Origin of the sequence: Pseudoduganella sp. S-14 (assembly GCF_049913285.1) — a bacterium.
Lineage (GTDB): Bacteria > Pseudomonadota > Gammaproteobacteria > Burkholderiales > Burkholderiaceae_D > Rugamonas.
In genome coordinates, this window is the sequence record NZ_CP183991.1 from 4,066,364 (window position 1) to 4,082,566 (window position 16,203).

Consider the following 16,203-nt stretch of genomic DNA (forward strand, 5'->3'; position numbering starts at 1 on the left):
GGCTATCCGGGAATATTCGCGTTCATTTCCTGGGCAATATGCTCGCGCAGGCGATCCAGCAAAGGCTGCATCTGGCTGACGATGGCGCGCGCACGGTCGATGCCGTCGGCCGGCACCATTTTTTCCAGCGCCAGGCACAGGTCCGCAAAACTCATGGCCCCCACAGCCCGCGCCGAAGACTTGATGCGGTGGCCCAGCTCCGACAAGCGCACGATATCGCCCGCCTCCAGCGCAACCTGCACTTCGCGCAAGCCTTCCTGCGCGGAGTCGACGAACATATTGGCGTACTTGCGCATCTTTTCAGGCTTGTTGCCGAAAGTCTGGGCCAGGGCGCGCAGGTCGAACAGCTCCGATTCGCCGCCATTGCCAGGTTCCGGCCCGGCGACAGGTTCCGCCACGGCGGCAGGTTCCGGCACCGGCGCAGGCTGCGGCTGGCCAGGCGTCGTGGTGCTGCGCACCTGCGCCGTGCGCCCCTCAGCTGCGCGCTGGCTCATCCACTTGGACAGCACCGAGAACAGCAGGGTCGGCGCGATCGGCTTGGTGACGAATTCGTCCATGCCGGCGGCCAGGCAGCGCGCCTGGTCCTCGCGGCCCGCGTTGGCCGTCATGGCGATGATCAGGGTGCCAGACAGCTTGGGATGGGCGCGTATGATGCGGGTGGCCTCGTAACCGTCCATCACCGGCATCTGCACGTCCATCAGCACGCAGTCGAAGTGCTCTTTCAACAGCAGGTCGATGGCTTCCTTGCCGTTGTTGGCCACCACCACGGTGGCGCCGGCGTCCTCCAGCAACTCCTGCCCGACCTGCTGGCTGAAGATATTGTCTTCGACCAGCAGGATCGATGCGCCGTGGATCGGCGCCAGCATGTCCGGCTGCAGCGCGTTGGAATCGGTGGCCTGCAGCAGGTGCGTCCCCTTCTGCAGCTTGGCCGTGAACCAGAAGGTCGAACCCTTGCCTGGCTCGCTTTCCACGCCCACCGTGCCGTCCATCAGCTCCGCCAGCTGCTTGCTGATCACCAGGCCCAGGCCGGTGCCGCCGTATTTGCGGGTAGTCGAAGTGTCGCCCTGGTGGAAGGACTGGAACAGGCTCGAGACCTGGGCCGGCGTCATGCCGATGCCGTTGTCCTGCACTTCGAAGCGCACTACGGTGTAGTTGTCGCGGTCCTCGACCGGCCGCGCGCGGATGTAAATCTTGCTGTTTTCAGAGAACTTGATGGCATTGCTGGTGAAGTTCAACAGCACCTGCTCCAGGCGCAGCGGGTCGCCGCGCAACTGGTGCGACAGTCCCGGCCAGATTTCAAACACCAGCTCCAGGCCTTTGCGGCTGGCCGCGTCGCCCAACTGGCCCGAGATATTGGTCAGCAGCGACTCCAGCGCGAAGTCCAGCACTTCCAGGTCCAGTTTGCCGGCTTCGATCTTGGAGAAATCGAGAATGTCGTTGATGATGCCCAGCAGGTGCTGGCCGGAGTGGTAAATCTTTTGCAGGTAATCCTTCTGCTTCGGATTGGTGGCGCCCTTCAAGGCCAGGTGCGCCATGCCGATCACGGAATTCATCGGCGTGCGGATCTCGTGGCTCATATTGGACAGGAAATCGCTCTTGGCCTGGTTGGCCGCGCGCGCCTGTTCTTTCAGCACATGCAATTCGGTGACGTCGGTGGACAGCGCAATCACCACCGTCACATCCTTCTCCAGCCGCACCGGAGCCTTCACCGTCCACAGGTGGTGCACCACGCCGTGACGGTCGGTGTAGCTCGCCTCGCCCGAGCGTTTCTGGCGATCCGTCAGGACCACGTGGTCCTCCTGCCAGGCGTCGTCGGCCTCACGCTTGCGCATGACTTCGATATCCAGGCGGCCGATGATGTCCTCGACCGGCAAGCCGATCACCTCCGCCATCTTGGCGTTGACGTAGACGTAGCGGCGGTCCTGGTCCTTCATGTAGACGTGCGCCTCCACGTTATCGAGCACGCTATCGAGCAGGCGGCGCTGCTCCAGTGCATTGCGGCGCTGCGAATACATGGTGAACAGGTAGCCGTAGATCAGCAGCGTTCCGGAAAAACCCGTGACCAGGGCCAGGTAGGGTATCCAGCGGTCGAAGCCGACGATCATCGCGTCCTTGCGCGCGTAGAACTGGGCTTTCCACAGGCTGCCGTTGAAATCGATCGGCAGCACGGAAATGAAATAGTCGCCGGGATCGCCCGGCAATGCGGCGGGCTTGTCGATTGAACCGTTATCGTTGAACAGCAGCCGGTCATCAGGCTCGATGGTCAGGTTGCGTTTTTCAGGGTCGGTGGAAGCGTCCGAGTACAGGATCATGTGCACCTGGCGGTCCGCCATCTCGTCAATCGCTCCCTGGATCAGCTTGGAAACCGAAAAGCCGATGCCGACCGTGCCGATGAAATTGGCGCGGCGGCTGCTGACATCATCCACCGGCATGCCGCGCTTGTAGACGGGCAGGCGCATGCCCAGCCCGATATGGGGTACCGGCTGCTTGAGCAGCACCGGCTGGCCGGACGCGCTGATCTCGCCCGTGTCGCGCGACAGCTGCATGGCACGGTCGATGGCAGGATTGGCGGTGATGTCGACGCCAAACTTTTCCATCATCAGGCCCATCGGCTCGAGGTAAGTCAGCGGCGCATACTGTTCGCGCTTGCCGGGCGGCTTGATGTCGAATTTCGGATAACCGCCGGGCGTCAGGCTGGTATCGGCCCGCACCGCGGCGACAAAGGCCTCGCGCTCCGCCTGCGGCACGTTCGGCGCATAGTTGATGGCCTCGAGTGCCGGGTAGTGCTTGCCGATGTTCAGGCTCGTCACGTACTGCCGGAATTGCAGCCGTGTCACATGGTCGGTGGTCTGGAACAGCGCCACCAGGCCACGCACCACGTCCGAATAGGCCTTCACGCGCGCCGAAATACTGTACTGGGTGGCGCGGTTCAGATTGTCAAAGCGCAGCTGCGCCTCATCCTCCACCGTGTGGGACGTGATGGCATACAAGGTCGCGCCAACGGCAGATGCCAGCGACAGGCCGAGCAGCCATAGCAGGGCCCGCCCGCCGCCCAGGCCACGCCACTTCCGCCTCATCCATTGAGAAAAGTCTTGCATTTGAGCAGCATACTATTAAAGCAGCCCTGAACGGAACCAATTCAATTCCCCCTGGTCCAAAGCGCGACAGGAGGGCTCATCATGAAAAATGGATTCCACATCTTACCGGCATCCCGGGCTTGCCGGAATTTCCTAGCCTGCATGCATCTTGCCGGCCTTGGCCTTGCCGCGCCCGCCGGCGCCGCAGCGCCCCGTGCGCAGGCTCAGCCACCCGCGCCAGTATTGGAACACCGCGAATTCGATGCCATGCTGGAAGCGGCCTTCCGGCCTGGCGCACCGGGCGCGAGCCGGACTTTCATAGTGCACTTTACACTTCCCGGTGCAAATGCGGCGCGCAGCGTGAACTGGACTTTGGAGCTGTACCGGCCCGGGGGCGGGCTGGTCCGGCAGTGGCGCGGACGCCACGTCTTGCGCGGAGAAAGTGGCCGGGCCGCGATCAACTGACGCGCGCCGGCCGCCCTGCCCGCCGGCATTTACACACTGCGATTGCAAGCAGGCCCGATCCGCCAGCAGCGCCCGATCGCGATTGGCCAGCCAGCGCCGTTGCAGGCCGCCACGGCGGCGGCCATGGACAGCGCCGGGCCGCCGCATTTCGACGGCCTGGCCTTCGACATCGTCTATGGAAACCTGCACAGCCAGACCAACCATAGCGATGGCGGCGGCGATCCCGCCAGCTGCCGCGGCGCCCAGGCGCCCCGCACAGGCGCGTTCGGCCCCGAAGACGCCTACCAGTTCGCCCAGCAGCACGGCCTGCAATTCCTGCTCACGTCGGAACACAATCATCTGTACGATGGCAGCGAAGGCAGCGATCCGGATGCCGACCCGCTGGCCGCCCGCCAGCTATACCGTATCGGCATCGCCAGCGCCGAACAGTACAGCGCCCAGCACCCTGGATTTGTCGCGATGTACGGCATGGAATGGGGCGTCATCAGCGGCGGCGGCCATCTCAATATCCTGAACAGTCCTGCACTGCTGGGCTGGGAGCGCAGCGCCCGCGGCGAACCCTTTGCCGACGTGGTCACGCCAAAGAACGACTACGCCGCCTTGTACACGCTGATGAAGCAACAAGGCTGGCTCGGCCAGTTCAACCACCCGGGGGCCGGCCAGTTCCCGATCAAGGGCAAAGCGCTGGCCTTCAGCGAAGATGGCGGTGCCGTCATGGCCCTGTGCGAAGTCATGAACAGCAACGCCTTCTCGAAACGCCTTGACGAAGGAGAGCCACGGCACAGCTTCTACGAAGAAGCCTGCGGCAAATTGCTGGAAGCCGGCTACCGCCTGGCGTTCAGCAGCGACCAGGACAATCATTGCGCCAACTGGGGCGCCTCGTACAGCAATCGCACCGGCATCTTGCTTCCCGCCGGTACGACACCGAGCGTCGACGCGCTGCTCGATGCCATCCGCGCCCGCCGCGTGTTCGCGACGATGGACAAGCAGGCCGCCATCGCCCTGACTGCCAACGACAATATGATGGGCAGCCAGATGGACAACAGTGGCCCGCTCGCACTGCAAGTGCGTTACGCCAGCACCGCCGGGCGCAGCGTCGCGGCGCTCGAGATCCTGGAGGGCGTGCCTGGGCGCCGTGGCGCGGTCCGGCCCCTGCCCGGCGTGAGCGCCATGCTGCACAGCTTTACTCCGCTACCCGGCCCACATTTCTACTACGCCCGCATCACGCAGGACGACGGCAAGCAACTGTGGTCAGCCCCGGTCTGGGTCAATCAACGCTGATACGGACCGGATTGATCTCGCGCGCCAGCATCTGCCGCACCGTCTGCGCCTCCTTGCGGGCGGCGGCCGGCACTTGCTGGCGGCGCTCGCACTCCGCCAGCAGTTGCTGCGCCGCCTGCGAATCCAGTGTTGCCCCATCGGCCGACAGGCGCAGCAAACCATAGCGCACCGCTACCTTGCACAAGCCAGCGCCATCCTGCACAGCCAGCAATTGCGCCGGCTCGATGGCGCGCGCAGCCGCCACATCCGCCGGCGCGCACGCTCCACCGAGACGGAAGTTCAATGCTGCCAGCATCGGCGCCGCCGGCAGCAAAGCCTGTGCTTCCTCGACCGAGAACGGCCCCGCCGCACCGCATGCAGACAGCACCCGCCCGATTGCACGCGGCTCCCCCAGTTTCGCTGCCGCCCGCGTCCAGCGGATTGCTTCAGCCGGCTGGCGCTTGTCGAAATATTCCACCAGGGCCGCCATCGCGGCCCGGTCGCCTTGGGCGGCTGCCGCCTGCGACTGCGCCAGGCAATACGGGCTGAAGCGGGACGGCAGCTGCTGCGCACACGGCACGCTGCCGCGCTCCTTTAACCGCAGGTAGTACCAGCTGCCGCCCGCCACAGTTGCCAAGACCATCACAGCGGCCAGCGCCAGGGCCATCGTTTTGCGTTCAATCTTCATTCCCGGCATTCTACGTGCGCCTGCCCCGCGCACCAATGCGTTACACTTAGCGAAAATAGAAAAGGAGTTAAAAATGCGTTGGGAAGGTAACCGGGAAAGCGATAACGTCGAAGATCACCGTGGCGATGGCGGCGGAGGCGGCGGCTTCGGTTTCGGCGGCCGGTCGATCGGTATCGGCACAATCGTCGTTGCGCTGATTGGCGGCTGGGTATTGGGCGTCAACCCCATGACCATCCTCGGCCTGTTGAGCGGCGGCGGTGGCCCGGCCCAGGTAAGCCAGCAGCAGCAACATCGCCCGCGTGCCGAAGCCAACGACCGCGAATACAAATTGATGAAGGTCGTGCTGGCCGACACGGAAGACGTCTGGACGGACCTGTTCCGCCGCAACGGCGGCACCTACCAGCTGCCCAAGATGAAGGTCTTCACCGGCGCGATCCAGACCGCCTGCGGCACCGGACGCTCGGCCACCGGGCCCTTCTACTGCCCGGGCGACCAGGACATCTATATCGACCTCGACTTCTTCCGCCTGCTGGAGCAGCGCTTCCGCGCCCCTGGCGAATTCGCGCAAGCCTATGTAGTGGCGCACGAAGTCGGCCACCACGTACAGAACCTGATGGGCCTGAGCGACAAGGTGCATAACGCCCAGCGCAATGCCTCCGAACGCCAGGCCAATGCCCTGTCGGTGCGGCTGGAACTGCAGGCCGACTGTTTCGCCGGCGTCTGGGCCTACCACGCCAACCGCGCGCGCAGCATCATCGAAAAAGGCGACGTGGAAGCAGCGCTGAATGCCGCCACCGCCATCGGCGACGACGCGCTGCAAAAACAGGCAGGCGGCGAAGTGATGCCGGACTCCTTCACCCACGGCAGCTCGGCACAGCGCGTGCGCTGGTTCAACCGCGGCATCGAATCGGGCGAAATCGCCCAGTGCAATACCTTTGAAGCCCGCCAGCTCTGATTATTGCGCCAGGTTGCCGACCAGGGGCGTCCGGTAATCCAGGTCTTTTTCGTTGAACTGCAGGACGCCCCGCTGCAAGTCGGCATGGATGAAGACTTCGCTGTACCGGGCTTCCGAACCATCGCCCTGGAAGAAGAGCTTCATCCTGGTCGGGACAGTGTGCATCAGCGCCGGGTCGTTACCCAGCCCCACCACTTCAGCCGCCACGCTTGCCTTTGCCTGCCGAGCGGCTGCGTCCAGTCCATACAGCCGCGCCAGAGCAGCCACGAACCGGTCGGTATCGCCGCCGGTGCTGACAAAGCGACCGCTCCCCCAATAAACCCACTGCTCCGAGCCATCGAGCCGCTTGGCGCTCCAGTTCGGGTGGAACTCGACGGCAAAGCCGAGCAGCTGCCCATCCAGGCTGCCCTGCACCACGACGCAGCGCGTTCCATCCTTGAGCTGTTCAACTTTTTGTACCGGGAACTCAAAGTCGACGAAACCCTCTTCCTGCACGAGCTTGACCTCTGGCGCGTGTGACGCAAGCGCGGGCACTCCCGGGGCAGCAGTGACAATGGGCATCTTCAATTCGGCCTCCAGCAAAAAAACGATTAGTGTAGAGTACCCGGATTCCAAGGAACAGGAGCAGCAATGCCTTCGTATCGAAAAATGGCGTCTGGAGTAGTACTGGGGCTGGCGGCTACCGGCGGCGCGCACGCGCAGAAAGCAGATCCCTACCTTTGGCTGGAAGACGTCGGCGGCGACCGGGCCCTGGACTGGGTCAAGGAGCAAAATGCCGTCGCCCTGACGGAGTTGCAGGCGCAGCCCGATTATCCCGGCATCCACGAACGCCTGAAAACCATCCTCAACTCCAAAGAGCGCATTCCCTACGTCACCAAACACGGCGACTACTACTACAACTTCTGGCGCGACGCACAGCACACGCGCGGCATCTGGCGCCGCACCACGCTGGAGCAATACCAGAAGGCCGAGCCGCAATGGGAGACCGTCCTCGACATCGACAAGCTGGCCGCCGATGAAAACGAAAACTGGGTATGGCACGGCGTCTCCTGCCTGTACCCGAAAGGCGAACAATGCCTGGTGCAGCTATCGCGCGGCGGCGGCGATGCGCACGTGGTGCGCGAATTCGACGTTGCCACGCGCCGCTTCGTGAGGGAAGGTTTCAACCTGCCCGAAGCGAAAAGCGATATCGGCTGGATCGACGCCGACACCATCTTCGTCTCGACCGACTTCGGCGAAGGCAGCATGACCACTTCAGGCTACCCGCGCATCGTCAAGGAATGGAAGCGCGGCACCCCGCTGGAAGCCGCGCTCACGCTGTACGAAGCCAAGACGGAAGACCTTGGCGTCGGCGCCTACAAGGACTTCACCCCCGGCCATAGCTACCAGTTCATCAACCGCCAGATCGGCTTTTACGCCAGCGAGCTGTATGTGCGCGAGGGAGGCAAACTGGTCAGGATCGACAAGCCGGAAGACGCCAACGCCTACACCGTGCGCGACCAGTTGATCATCGACTTGCGCTCCGACTGGACTGTCAACGGCGCCGCCTACAAGCAAGGCTCGCTGCTGGCGGCCGACTTCAAGCGCTTCATGGCTGGCGAACGGCAGTTCGAAGTCCTGTTCACGCCAACGCCAAGCAGTTCGCTCGACGGCGTTTCCGCCACCCGTTCGGCCATGCTGCTCAACGTGCTCGATAACGTAAAAAACCGCCTGATCGAAATGCGCCACGTGGACGGCAAATGGCAGCGGCGCGAGGTCGACGCACCGGCCTTCGGCACGCTGGCAGTGCAGGCGCTCGACCCGATCGAATCGGACCAATACTTCCTGACGGTGACGGACTTTCTGACCCCGACCACGATGTACCTGGCCCACGCCGGCAACAACGAACGGACTTCGCTGAAGTCCCTGCCCGCCTACTTCGACGCCAAGCCCTACACTGTGCAGCAGCACATGGCCATATCGAAGGACGGCACCAAGGTGCCGTATTTCGTCCTGATGAACAAGAAGGCCAAGCTGAACGGCAAGAATCCGACGGTCATGTACGGCTACGGCGGCTTTGAAGTATCGATGAAGCCCTTCTACAGCGGCACCACCGGCGAAGCATGGCTCAAGCAAGGCGGCGCCTACGTGCTGGCCAACATCCGCGGCGGCGGCGAATTCGGCCCGCGCTGGCACCAGGCCGCGCTGAAGGAACACCGCCAGCGCGCCTTCGACGACTTCATCGCCGTCGCACAAGACGTCATCAAGCGCAAGATCAGCAGCCCGCGCCACCTCGGCATCATGGGCGGCAGCAATGGCGGCCTGCTGGTCGGCGCCGCGCTGACCCAGCGCCCCGACCTGTTCAACGCCGTCGTCTGCCAGGTGCCGCTGCTGGACATGCAGCGCTACAGCAAGCTGCTGGCCGGCGCCTCCTGGATCGGTGAATATGGCGACCCCGACGACCCGGCGCAGTGGGCCTATATCAGCCAATACTCCCCGTACCAGAACGTATTCAAGGACAAGCACTATCCGCGCGTACTGTTCACCACCTCCACCCGCGACGACCGCGTCCATCCCGGCCACGCGCGCAAGATGGTGGCCAAGATGAAAGACCAGGGCCACGACGTGCTGTACTGGGAAAATACCGAAGGCGGCCACGCCGGCGCCGCCAACAACGACCAGCAAGCCCAGATGTGGGCATTGACCTATGCCTTCCTCCTCAAGCAGTTGAAATAAATTCGGGGTCAGGTCTGTCATTTGGACAGTCGCTACACACCTTTGATCAATATCAAAACACCCTCCTCGCAATTTCCGCTGCCGGGGGTTCTTCCATCTATTGCGCCATCGCAATTATGCGTGATGGAAAGCGGCATAAGCTCTTTCCATGAACCGACCACTCAGAATCGAACTCAGCGACGCGCTTTACCATGTCACCGCGCGGGGAGACCGCAAAGACCGCATTTTTCGCTCCGATGGTGATCGGCTGACCTGGCTTACGCTATTAGGCGAGACCTGTGAACGCTTCAATTTTGGCGTGCTGGCTTACTGCCAAATGGGCAATCACTTTCATATCTTGCTTGAGACCGTTGACGGGCATCTCTCGCGAGGCATGCGACACCTGAACGGAAGCTACTCGCAGTACTTCAACCGCGCTCACGGGCTTGTCGGGCACGTGTTTCAGGGACGCTTCAAGGCGATCCTCTGCCAACGCGAGCTGTACATGAAGGAGGTGGCGCGGTACATCGAACTCAATCCGGTGCGCGCGAACATGGTGCAATGCCCATCTAGTTGGCTTTGGAGCAGCTATAACGCAACTATGGGTGTGGTTGACCGACCGGTTTGGCTGCGCTCCGAAACGCTGCTCGCACATTTCAATAGCAATAAGCATGATGCGCGGCAAGCCTACAAGGAATTCGTTGCCGCTGGCATTGGAGGACCCAGTCCCCTTGCTACTGTCTCCAATCAGCTCATGCTCGGAGACGAAGAATTTTGCGCCCGCGTTGTGGGTAGTCGCGCGGAAGGCAACTTGATGGAGCTTAAACGGACCCAACGGCGCGCGCTGGCAGGACCCTTGCAACAATACTTCGCAACATACCGCGATCCCAAGGAAGCAATGGCCCGCGCCTACCGCTCCCTCGCCTATTCAATGCCAGAGATTGCCCGATATGCAGGAGTTTCTGTCAAAACAGTCAGCCGCGCAATCAACGCGTTCGAACGAACGTATTGAGAAAAATCAAAGGTGCGTGCAGGCTGTCCAAATGACAGACCTGACCCCGAATTTCGCCGCCCGAATTGCGCCGCCCAATCGTGCGCGTTGGAATATTGCACGTGGTTATGCTTAGTGAAATGTTTCCCGGCGCGTTGCATAGTTGACAAAGTGAAGCTTTTTGTCACGTTTGTACTTGACTGTCGCACCTGTCGGAGTGACATTAAGCCTTCCCCCTGCATTCCACCTTCATACCTGAGGTAGCGTCGAATGAACGACATGACCGAACTGCCGGAAGAGTTGGACCTCAAGCTCATCCTGTCCACCCTGATGGCCCTGAAGAAAGGCGATTTTTCCGCGCGCTTGCCCTCCGATTGGACCGGCGTCTCAGGCAAGATTGCCGATACCCTCAACGACATCATCGAAACCAATGAACGAATGGTGAAGTCGGTGACGGAGGTTAGCCGCGTGGTGGGCCGCGAAGGCCGCCTGACGCAGCGGGCAACCGTCCATGTTTCGGGCGGCTGGGCGACCATCATCAGCGCGGTCAATACGCTGATTGATGACCTGGTGCGCCCGACCACTGAAATGGCGCGCGTGATCGGCGCGGTGGCGAAGGGCGACCTGTCGCAAACCATGGCGCTGGAGGTGGACGGCCATCCGCTGAAGGGCCAGTACCTGCGCGCGGCCATGACCGCGAATACCATGGTGGAGCAGTTGACGTCCTTCTCTTCCGAGGTGACCCGCGTGGCGCGTGAGGTCGGTACCGAGGGCAAACTGGGCGGCCAGGCACAGGTGAAAGGCGTGGCCGGCACCTGGAAGGACTTGACCGACTCCGTGAACTCGATGGCGGGCAACCTGACCTCCCAGGTGCGTAATATCGCGGAGGTGACGACCGCCGTGGCGAACGGCGACTTGTCCAAGAAGATTACGGTGGACGTGCGCGGCGAGATCCTGCAACTGAAAGACACCATCAACGTGATGGTGGACCAGCTGCGATCGTTCGCGTCCGAAGTGACCCGCGTGGCGCGTGAGGTGGGTACCGAGGGCAAGCTGGGCGGCCAGGCTTACGTGCCGGGCGTGGGCGGCACCTGGAAGGATTTGACCGATAACGTGAACTTCATGGCGTCCAACCTGACCGGACAGGTGCGTAACATCGCGGCGGTGACTACCGCGGTGGCAAATGGAGACCTGTCCAAGAAGATTACCGTGGACGTGAAGGGCGAGATCCTGGAACTGAAAAATACCATCAACGTGATGGTGGACCAGCTTTCCTCCTTCGCATCCGAGGTGACCCGCGTGGCGCGCGAGGTCGGTACCGAGGGCAAACTGGGCGGCCAGGCGCAGGTGAAAGGCGTGGCCGGCACCTGGAAGGACTTGACCGACTCGGTGAACTCGATGGCGGGTAACCTGACTTCCCAGGTGCGTAATATCGCGGAGGTGACGACCGCCGTGGCGAACGGCGACTTGTCCAAGAAGATTACCGTGGACGTGAAGGGCGAGATCCTGGAACTGAAGAACACCATCAACGTGATGGTGGACCAGTTGAACTCCTTTGCATCGGAAGTGACCCGCGTGGCGCGTGAGGTGGGTACCGAGGGCAAGCTGGGCGGCCAGGCTAACGTGTCCGGCGTCGGCGGCACCTGGAAAGACTTGACCGACAACGTGAATTTCATGGCGTCCAACCTGACGGGCCAGGTGCGTAACATCGCGGAGGTGACGACCGCGGTGGCGAACGGCGACCTGTCCAAGAAGATTACCGTGGACGTGAAGGGCGAGATCCTGGAACTGAAAAACACCATCAACGTGATGGTGGACCAGCTTTCCTCCTTCGCATCCGAAGTGACCCGCGTGGCGCGCGAGGTGGGTACCGAGGGCAAGCTGGGCGGCCAGGCTTATGTGCCGGGCGTGGGCGGCACCTGGAAGGACTTGACCGACAACGTGAACTTCATGGCGTCCAACCTGACCGGACAGGTGCGTAACATCGCGGCGGTGACCACCGCGGTGGCACGCGGCGACTTGTCGAAGAAGATAACCGTGGACGTGAAGGGCGAGATCCTCGAGCTGAAAGACACCATCAACGTGATGGTGGACCAGCTGTCTTCCTTCGCGTCGGAAGTGACCCGCGTGGCGCGCGAGGTGGGCACCGAGGGCAAGCTGGGCGGCCAGGCTAACGTGTCCGGCGTGGCCGGTACGTGGAAGGACTTGACCGAGAACGTGAACCAGCTTGCGGCCAACCTGACCAACCAGGTGCGCGCCATTGCGGAGGTGGCAACGGCCGTGACGCGCGGCGACTTGTCCCGTTCCATCCAGGTGGAGGCGCGTGGCGAGGTGTCCTACCTGAAGGACAACATCAACGAGATGATCCGCAACCTGAAGGAAACCACGCAGAAGAATGCGCAGCAGGACTGGCTGAAAACCAACCTGGCGCGCTTCACCCGCCTGCTGCAGGGACAGCGCGACCTGCAGGCGGTGACGAAGCTGATCCTGTCCGAGCTGGCGCCACTGGTGTCGGCCCACCACGGCGTGTTCTACATGATGGACTCGCAACTGGCCGACGCCCGCCTGCGCATGATCGCCAGCTACGGCTACCGTTCTTCGCGCAAGCTTCCTACCTCCTTCCTGCCGGGCGAAGGCCTGGTGGGCCAGTGCGCGCTGGAGAAAGTGCGCATCTGGCTGACCGATGTGCCGCGCGATTACATCGTGGTGAGCTCGGGCCTGGGCGCGGCGCCGCCGACCAATATCGTGGTGCTGCCTATCCTGTTTGAGCAGCAGGTGAAGGCGGTGATCGAGATCGCTTCGCTGGACCGCTTCACCGAAACCCACTTGTCCTTCCTCGACCAGCTGATGGAGTCGATCGGCGTGGTGCTGAATACCATCGAGGCAAACAGCCGTACCGAATCGCTGCTGACCCAGTCGCAGTCGCTGGCGCAGGAGCTGCAACAGACCAACCAGGAGCTGGCGGAAAAGGCCCGCCTGCTGTCCGAACAGAACATCGAGGTGGAGCGCAAGAACCGCGAGGTGGAACAGGCGAAACTGGCGCTGGAAGAAAAGGCGACCCAGCTGGCCCTGTCGTCCAAGTACAAGTCCGAGTTCCTGGCGAATATGTCGCACGAACTGCGCACGCCTTTGAATTCGCTGCTGATCCTGGCGCAGCAACTGGGCGACAACCCGGAAGGCAACCTGTCCGGCAAGCAGGTGGAATTCGCCAAGACGATCCACGGTTCCGGTTCCGACCTGCTGACACTGATTAACGACATCCTGGACCTGTCGAAGATCGAGTCCGGCACCGTCACGCTGGACGTGTCGGAATACCGCTTCGCCAACCTGCGCAGCTATGTGGAGCGCACCTTCCGCCACATGGCGGAGGCCAAGCACCTGGGCTTCACCGTGGAACTGGGCGACAACCTGCCCACTTCCCTGATGACCGACACGACGCGCCTGCAGCAGGTGCTGAAAAACCTGCTGTCCAATGCGTTCAAGTTCACCAACCACGGCCAGGTATCGCTGGGCATCGCGCTGGTGCAAAGCGGCTGGAGCGCCGACCATCCGAACCTGGGCAATGCCGATGCCGTGCTGGCCTTCTCGGTCAGCGACACCGGCGTCGGTATCGCAGGCGACAAGCTGCAATTGATCTTCGAGGCATTCCAGCAGGCTGACGGCTCCACCGCCCGTAAATACGGCGGTACGGGCCTGGGCCTGTCGATTTCGCGCGAACTGGCGCGCCTGCTGGGTGGCGAGATCCGGGTGGAATCCACCGTGGGCGCGGGTTCGACTTTCACGCTGTTCCTGCCGTATAACCGTTCCGGCTTCGTGTACTACGAAACGGCGCGCCAGCCGGCCATGCCGCGCCTGCCCGCGCCGGCAGCAACGTCCACGCCGATCGTGGCAACGCCGGCCATGGTGTACGCGCAGCCGCCGCAGGAGCAGGATGTCGAGCCGGACGAGCAAATCTACGGCTCGACCATCGACGATCGCGGCTTGACCGCGCCCGGCGACCCTTCGGTGCTCATCGTCGAGGATGACGAGCGCTTTGCCAAGGTGGTGCTGGACTTCGCTCGCGAGAAGAACTTCAAGGGCATCGTGACCCACCAGGGCGACTGGGCCCTGAGCCTGGCGCGCGACTACCTGCCCTCCGCCATCCTGCTTGACCTGGACCTGCCGGACATCGATGGCTTTACCGTGCTGGAGCGACTGAAACGCGACCCGAGCACCCGCCATATCCCTGTGCATGTGATGTCCAGCCTGCGCGAACGCGAACGTGCGCTGCGCTCCGGCGCCATCTCCTACCTGAACAAGCCGGTCAGCAAGGAAGACCTGAACGAAGAGTTCATGCGCATCCAGCGCTTCCTGATTGGCGGCAAGCGCAACCTGCTGGTAGTGGATGACGAGGAAAACCAGCGCGATGCCATCGTCAAGCTGATCGGCGACACCGACGTCGACATCACGGCTGTCGGCACCGGCCAGGAAGCGCTGGCTGCGCTGCATGCCTCGCACTTCGACTGCATGGTTCTGGACCTGACACTGCCCGACATCAGCGGTTTCGAACTGCTGGACCTGATCGGCAAGGACCAGCGCCTGCGCGACCTGCCGATCGTGATCAACACCGCCAAGGAGTTGAACCGCAAGGAGGTGGCAAAGCTGAAGCGCTACGCCAAGACCATCGTCATCAAGGACGCCCGTTCGCCGGAGCGCCTGCTCGATGAAACCGCCCTGTTCCTGCACCGTTCGCAGGCCAACCTGCCGGAAGCCCAGCGCCGCATGCTGGAGGAAGTGCATGCTGCCGATGCCGGCCTGGCGGGGCGCAAGGTGCTGATTGTCGACGACGACTTGCGCAATATCTTTGCCCTGTCGTCGCTGCTGGAGCGCCAGCAGATGCTGGTGTCCTTCGCCGAGAATGGGCGCGACGGCATCGAAGTACTGGAACGCGACCCGACCATCGAGATCGTCCTGATGGACATCATGATGCCGGAAATGGATGGCTACGACACCATGCGCGCGATCCGCCGCATTCCGAAATTCCGCTCGCTGCCGATCATCACGCTGACCGCCAAGGCAATGAAGGGAGACCGCGACAAGTGTATTGCTGCCGGCGCTTCGGACTACATCACCAAGCCGGTGGACGTGGCGCAGCTGCTGTCGCTGATGCGGGTCTGGCTGCACTGATGGGCGCCAACGGAGAACTGCGCCGCAACACGGCGCCGGAACTGGAAGAGCTCGAACTGCAGCTGCTGCTGGAGGCGCTGGTGCGCCGCTTCGGTTTCGACTTCCGCTTGCATGAGCGGGCGCCGTTGAAGCAAAAGGTGCTCGCCTTCATGCAGCAGTGCGGCCTGGCGACGCTGTCGCAGGTGCAGGACCAGGTCTTGCACGATCCGGCAACGTCCAGCGCCTTGCTGCGCGCCCTGCACGTGCCGCCCGCGGCGCTGTTCGACAATCCTGCGGAAGCGCTCATGCTGCGCGAGGCTGCCGAGCATTCCCTGCGCGGCGCCGCCCTGCCCCGCGTCTGGCTGGCCGATTGCGCCGGCGTGGGCCAGGCCTGGACGCTGGCCATCATACTGGCCGAAATGGGCCTGCTGTCCCACGCCGAAATTTACGCCACCGTCGCCAGCGACGAGATGCTGGACGAAGCAGCATCGGCCTGGCTGCCGGAAGATGACCTCGAAGGGGCGCAGGAAAGCTACCGGCAAGCCGGCGGAAAGGGGCGGCTGGCCAATTACTTCAACGTGCAGGGCGGACGGGCGATCCTGGCGCCATCGCTGCGCAGCCACATCACCTGGGCCCAGTACAACCTTGTCACGGACGCCTCGTTCAACGAATTCAACCTGATCGCCTGCCAGCGCGCCCTGCCCGACTTCGGCCCCTTGCTGCGCCAGCGCGTGCTGCAGCTGTTCCACGACAGCCTGGTTCCCTTCGGCACCCTTGGCCTCGACCGTGAGATTGCCCCCGACGACCCGCTTGCTTGCGCCTACCAGGCCCTGGAACCGGGCCAGCCCTGGTATAAGCGCATCATGTGGCAAGCGCCAATATCGCCAGCAGGCTGATGGCGCACAACAGGGTTTGCAGCGAGATGATC

At 62.9% G+C, this 16,203-nt stretch carries 10 protein-coding genes; 6 read left to right on the top strand and 4 right to left on the bottom strand.

Features of this window, described 5'->3' with window-relative positions; all coding sequences use genetic code 11:
* Positions 1-2: 2 nt before the first annotated feature.
* On the bottom strand, positions 3-3,077 hold the full coding sequence (locus ACN9MZ_RS18515) for a CHASE domain-containing protein (RefSeq protein WP_426338423.1): 3,075 nt from the start codon (positions 3,075-3,077) through the stop codon (positions 3-5).
* 153 nt (positions 3,078-3,230) lie between these two features.
* On the bottom strand, positions 3,231-3,404 hold the full coding sequence (locus ACN9MZ_RS18520; RefSeq protein WP_426338424.1) for a hypothetical protein: 174 nt from the start codon (positions 3,402-3,404) through the stop codon (positions 3,231-3,233).
* A gap of 180 nt (positions 3,405-3,584) precedes the next feature.
* On the opposite strand from ACN9MZ_RS18520, the gene ACN9MZ_RS18525 reads away from it, so the two are divergent.
* Entirely contained in the window at positions 3,585-4,823 is a 1,239-nt protein-coding gene (locus ACN9MZ_RS18525; protein ID WP_426338425.1) for a CehA/McbA family metallohydrolase, read from the top strand.
* Here ACN9MZ_RS18525 and ACN9MZ_RS18530 read toward each other — a convergent pair.
* Entirely contained in the window at positions 4,810-5,490 is a 681-nt protein-coding gene (locus ACN9MZ_RS18530; RefSeq protein ID WP_426338426.1) for a hypothetical protein, read from the bottom strand. The two genes, ACN9MZ_RS18525 and ACN9MZ_RS18530, sit on opposite strands and share 14 nt — an antisense overlap.
* A 73-nt stretch (positions 5,491-5,563) precedes the next feature.
* Between ACN9MZ_RS18530 and ypfJ the strand changes: the two genes are divergently transcribed.
* Positions 5,564-6,445, top strand: a complete 882-nt coding sequence (gene ypfJ / locus ACN9MZ_RS18535) for a KPN_02809 family neutral zinc metallopeptidase (protein WP_426338427.1) — start codon at positions 5,564-5,566, stop codon at positions 6,443-6,445.
* Here the strand turns inward: ypfJ and ACN9MZ_RS18540 are convergent, their stop codons facing one another.
* Positions 6,446-7,006: a hypothetical protein gene (locus tag ACN9MZ_RS18540; RefSeq protein ID WP_426338428.1), complete on the bottom strand. Its 561-nt coding sequence runs from the start codon at positions 7,004-7,006 to the stop codon at positions 6,446-6,448.
* A gap of 69 nt (positions 7,007-7,075) precedes the next feature.
* Between ACN9MZ_RS18540 and ACN9MZ_RS18545 the strand changes: the two genes are divergently transcribed.
* The 4 genes from ACN9MZ_RS18545 to ACN9MZ_RS18560 all read left to right on the top strand — a co-directional run bounded on the left by ACN9MZ_RS18545 (position 7,076) and on the right by ACN9MZ_RS18560 (position 16,171).
* The gene (locus tag ACN9MZ_RS18545) at positions 7,076-9,160 is read left to right on the top strand and encodes a prolyl oligopeptidase family serine peptidase (RefSeq protein WP_426338429.1); all 2,085 of its coding nucleotides are present in this window, start codon (positions 7,076-7,078) and stop codon (positions 9,158-9,160) included.
* A gap of 148 nt (positions 9,161-9,308) precedes the next feature.
* Complete coding sequence (locus tag ACN9MZ_RS18550) at positions 9,309-10,151, top strand: transposase (protein WP_426338430.1); 843 nt, start codon at positions 9,309-9,311, stop codon at positions 10,149-10,151.
* A 249-nt stretch (positions 10,152-10,400) separates the two neighbouring features.
* Complete coding sequence (locus ACN9MZ_RS18555) at positions 10,401-15,296, top strand: HAMP domain-containing protein (RefSeq protein WP_426338431.1); 4,896 nt, start codon at positions 10,401-10,403, stop codon at positions 15,294-15,296.
* Entirely contained in the window at positions 15,296-16,171 is an 876-nt protein-coding gene (locus ACN9MZ_RS18560; protein WP_426338432.1) for a CheR family methyltransferase, read from the top strand. Before ACN9MZ_RS18555 ends, ACN9MZ_RS18560 begins: the two co-directional genes overlap by 1 nt.
* Positions 16,172-16,203: the final 32 nt, after the last annotated feature.

Bases quoted from the DNA above. Each gene is read 5' to 3' on its own strand.
- ACN9MZ_RS18515 (WP_426338423.1), bottom strand. From the start codon at position 3,077: ATGAGGCGGAAGTGGCGTGGCCTGGGCGGCGGGCGGGCCCTGCTATGG.
- ACN9MZ_RS18530 (WP_426338426.1), bottom strand. From the start codon at position 5,490: ATGAAGATTGAACGCAAAACGATGGCCCTGGCGCTGGCCGCTGTGATG.
- ypfJ (WP_426338427.1), top strand. From the start codon at position 5,564: ATGCGTTGGGAAGGTAACCGGGAAAGCGATAACGTCGAAGATCACCGT.
- ACN9MZ_RS18540 (WP_426338428.1), bottom strand. From the start codon at position 7,006: ATGCCCATTGTCACTGCTGCCCCGGGAGTGCCCGCGCTTGCGTCACAC.
- ACN9MZ_RS18545 (WP_426338429.1), top strand. From the start codon at position 7,076: ATGCCTTCGTATCGAAAAATGGCGTCTGGAGTAGTACTGGGGCTGGCG.
- ACN9MZ_RS18550 (WP_426338430.1), top strand. From the start codon at position 9,309: ATGAACCGACCACTCAGAATCGAACTCAGCGACGCGCTTTACCATGTC.
- ACN9MZ_RS18555 (WP_426338431.1), top strand. From the start codon at position 10,401: ATGAACGACATGACCGAACTGCCGGAAGAGTTGGACCTCAAGCTCATC.
- ACN9MZ_RS18560 (WP_426338432.1), top strand. From the start codon at position 15,296: ATGGGCGCCAACGGAGAACTGCGCCGCAACACGGCGCCGGAACTGGAA.